Raw genomic sequence first — 4,056 nt, 5'->3', positions numbered from 1 at the left:
ACTCGCCGTCCTCACCCCTCCGGCGTCCGTCGGTGGCTCCCACCGGGCCCCACCCCGCCGGGGACGCCCGGTGGCGCCCACCGGACCCACCCCGCCGGGGACGGCCGCAACGACCAGGACGGCGACGGGTGCCATGGGTGCCACGGGCCGGCTCTCCTCCCGCCGAGGGCCTGCCTCGCCGCGGCCCTGGTCAGCGGGGGCCGGGGCCGTACCCGAGCCTGTTTGTCAGTGGTGAGTCGTACCGTGGATCCATGCGGCCCGTATCCAAGATCGAACGCACTGTGGCGCCCTTCGAGGTCGTCAGCTCCTACCAGCCCAGCGGCGACCAGCCCACGGCCATCGCCGAGCTGGAGCGGCGCATCCAGGCGGGCGAGAAGGACGTCGTGCTGCTCGGCGCCACCGGCACCGGCAAGTCGGCGACCACCGCCTGGATGATCGAGAAGCTCCAGCGGCCGACGCTCGTGATGGCGCCGAACAAGACCCTGGCAGCCCAGCTCGCCAATGAGTTCCGCGAGCTCCTGCCGAACAACGCCGTCGAGTACTTCGTCTCGTACTACGACTACTACCAGCCCGAGGCGTACGTCCCCCAGTCGGACACCTACATCGAGAAGGACTCCTCGATCAACGAGGAGGTGGAGCGGCTGCGCCACTCGGCGACGAACTCCCTGCTCACCCGGCGTGACGTGGTCGTGGTGGCATCCGTCTCCTGCATCTACGGCCTGGGCACCCCACAGGAGTACGTCGACCGTATGGTCCCGCTCAAGGTCGGCGAGGAGATCGACCGCGACCAGCTGCTGCGTCGCTTCGTCGACATCCAGTACACGCGGAACGACCTGTCGTTCACCCGTGGCACCTTCCGGGTGCGCGGCGACACCATCGAGATCTTCCCGGTCTACGAGGAGCTGGCCGTCCGGATCGAGATGTTCGGCGACGAGATCGAGGCGCTCTCCACGCTGCACCCGGTGACGGGCGAGGTCATGAGCGAGGACCGGGAGCTGTACGTCTTCCCGGCCAGCCACTACGTGGCCGGTCCGGAGCGTATGGAGAAGGCCATCTCCGGCATCGAGACCGAGCTGGAGGAGCAGCTGGCCCGTCTGGAGAAGCAGGGCAAGCTGCTGGAGGCCCAGCGGCTGCGTATGCGCACCACGTACGACATCGAGATGATGCGGCAGATCGGCAGCTGCTCCGGCATCGAGAACTACTCGCTGCACATCGACGGCCGTGCGTCCGGCTCCGCACCGAACACCCTCATGGACTACTTCCCGGAGGACTTCCTCCTGGTCATCGACGAGTCACATGTCACCGTGCCGCAGATCGGCGCCATGTACGAGGGTGACGCCTCCCGTAAGAGGACGCTGGTGGAGCATGGTTTCCGGCTGCCGTCGGCGATGGACAACCGACCGCTGAAGTGGGAGGAATTCCTGGGCCGGGTGGGCCAGACGGTCTACCTGTCGGCGACCCCCGGGCAGTACGAGCTCTCCCGCTCCGACGGTCATGTCGAACAGATCATCCGGCCCACCGGCCTCGTCGATCCCGAGGTGGTCGTCAAGCCGACCGAGGGACAGATCGACGACCTGGTGCACGAGATCCGTACGCGGTCGGAGAAGGACGAGCGCGTCCTGGTCACCACCCTCACCAAGAAGATGGCCGAGGACCTGACCGAGTATTTCCTCGAGCTCGGCATCCAGGTGCGCTATCTGCACAGCGATGTCGACACGCTCCGCCGCGTCGAACTGCTGCGGGAGCTGCGCGCCGGTGAGTACGACGTGCTGGTCGGCATCAACCTCCTGCGTGAGGGCCTCGACCTGCCGGAGGTGTCGCTGGTCGCCATCCTCGACGCCGACAAGGAGGGTTTCCTCCGCTCCGGGACGTCGCTGATCCAGACCATCGGCCGCGCGGCACGGAACGTCTCCGGCCAGGTCCATATGTACGCGGACAAGGTGACCCCGGCCATGGAGAAGGCCATCGAGGAGACCAACCGCCGCAGGGAGAAGCAGATCGCGTACAACACGGAGCGCGGTATCGACCCGCAGCCGCTGCGGAAGAAGATCAACGACATCGTGGCGGCCATCGCCCGTGAGGAGGTCGACACCGAGGAGCTGCTGGGCACCGGATACCGCAGCGCCAAGGAAGGCAAGGCGGCCCCCGTTCCCGCGCTGAGCGGCGCGGGCGCGGCAGCCGACAGCGGCAGCAAGGGAAGCAAGGGGACCAAGGGCGCCAAGGGTGGCAAGGGCGCCGGGGGGAAGGGCGCTCTCACCGACCGGCCTGCTGCCGAACTCGCTCAACTGATCGAGGACATGACCGAGCGGATGCGCGCCGCGGCGGCGGAGCTCCAGTTCGAGGTCGCGGCGCGACTGCGCGACGAGGTGAAGGAGTTGAAGAAGGAGCTGCGGCAGATGAGGGAGGTGGGGCTCTCCTGACCCGCGTGGCACCGGACCCGACCGGTCACCGGCCGGTCCGGTGGGTCCGACCGGTCACCGGCCGGGCCCCACCGGAATACGACCACCGCGGCCGCCCGTCCCAGGCCCTGCCCGGCAGGACCGTTCGCTCTGTGTTGCAAGAGCGCCACAAATCGGGGTGCGCCGTGCCTCGCTGTCCGTCGCACTGCGTAGGGTTTCAGTCGAACCGCCCAAACAGGCGGTGGATGGGGATTGTTCGAGAAGGGACAGCGCGTGAGCGTCAACTTGTCCAAAGGGCAGGGCATCAGCCTGCAGAAGTCCGACGGGGGCGCCCTGACCGCGGTGCGGATGGGCCTGGGCTGGCAGGCGGCTCCTCGCCGAGGACTGTTCGGATCCCGTACGAGGGAGATCGACCTCGACGCGTCGGCCGTGCTGTTCGCCGACAAGCAGCCGGTGGACGTGGTCTTCTTCCGTCACCTCGTCAGCGACGACGGCTCCGTGCGGCACACCGGCGACAACGTGGTGGGCGGCGCGGGCCAGGGCGGCGACGACGAGGCCATCCTCGTCGATCTCCAGCGAGTGCCGGTCCACATCGACCAGATCGTCTTCACGGTGAACTCCTTCACCGGGCAGACGTTCGCCGAGGTGCAGAACGCCTTCTGTCGTATCGTCGACGAGACCAATGGCCAGGAGCTGGCGCGCTACACCCTGACCGGCGGAGGTCAGTACACCGCCCAGATCATGGCGAAGGTGCACCGGTCCGGCAGCGGCTGGCAGATGACAGCCGTCGGCAACCCCGCCAACGGCCGTACGTTCCAGGACCTGATGCCGGCGATCCTGCCGCATCTGTAAGCAGGGCCCGCCCCGGCGCAGGGGCACGGAGCAGCACTGACGGCTCCCGGCGGCCCCAGGCCCCGGGGGCCGTGCGGGCACCACACGTACCAGGCGCCCGGCACCACCCGCAGCAGCAAGGCCGGTGCCACTGCACCACACCGCACCGCACGCAGCACCGCACCGCACGCAGCACCACACCGCACATGGGGCGACAGGGCCGGCCCGCGGCGTCGCGCGCACCGAGGGCGGGCGGCCATCCCCGCGGGACCGTCCGCGGGGAACAGCACGCGCGACGTACGGGAACCCGCCGCGGGACCGTACGCAGGAAACGACGAGGGGGACGCACGATGACGGCCGAACTGGTGCGTGGGCAGAACCACCCACTGCCCCGGACCCGTTTGGAGATCCGCGTGTCGGCGGGCAAGCCGGTCGTGGCCGGAGCCACGCTGGGCGACGAGCGGGGCACCGTACGGGGCGCGGAATGGGTGGCCCACCCCGCCTCGCCGAACCTCCCGGGCCTCGAAGTCTCCCAGCAGGCCGCGGCCGACCACCGGCTCGCCGTGGACCTCGGTGCCCTCCCCGAGACCGTTCACCGGGTGAATGTGCTGCTCGCCCTGCCGACCGGTGTCGGCGGGCCGGTGCGCTTCGGGGCCCTCGCCGCGCCGTTCGTCGCTGTGACCGGCCTCGACGGCACCGAGGTCGCCAGCTACACCATCACCGATCTGGAGTCGGAGTCAGCGGTCGTCGCCCTTGAGCTGTACCGCAGACAGGGCGCCTGGAAGGTGCGCGCCGTCGGTCAGGGCTATGCGGGCGGTCTGGCGGC

At 69.4% G+C, this 4,056-nt stretch carries 3 protein-coding genes; all 3 read left to right on the top strand.

The genetic code is table 11. The features are described 5' to 3' along the window. Positions 1 to 251 precede the first annotated feature (251 nt). Complete coding sequence (gene uvrB / locus ACTWQE_RS33755) at positions 252 to 2,420, top strand: excinuclease ABC subunit UvrB (protein ID WP_443332909.1); 2,169 nt, start codon at positions 252 to 254, stop codon at positions 2,418 to 2,420. 252 nt (positions 2,421 to 2,672) lie between these two features. Next, positions 2,673 to 3,251, top strand: coding sequence for a TerD family protein (locus ACTWQE_RS33750; protein ID WP_443332908.1), 579 nt, complete (start codon positions 2,673 to 2,675; stop codon positions 3,249 to 3,251). Between the two features lie 329 nt (positions 3,252 to 3,580). Further along, on the top strand, positions 3,581 to 4,056 hold a 476-nt coding region (locus ACTWQE_RS33745; RefSeq protein WP_443332907.1), incomplete at its 3' end, for a TerD family protein.

This window comes from Streptomyces sp. 8N706, assembly GCF_052245415.1.
Lineage (GTDB): Bacteria > Actinomycetota > Actinomycetes > Streptomycetales > Streptomycetaceae > Streptomyces.
The sequence above is the reverse complement of the archived record's forward strand: the minus strand, read 5'-3'. Positions and strand labels throughout refer to the sequence as shown.

Excerpts from the sequence above, each read along its gene's own strand:
- uvrB (WP_443332909.1), top strand. The coding sequence starts at position 252 with ATGCGGCCCGTATCCAAGATCGAACGCACTGTGGCGCCCTTCGAGGTC.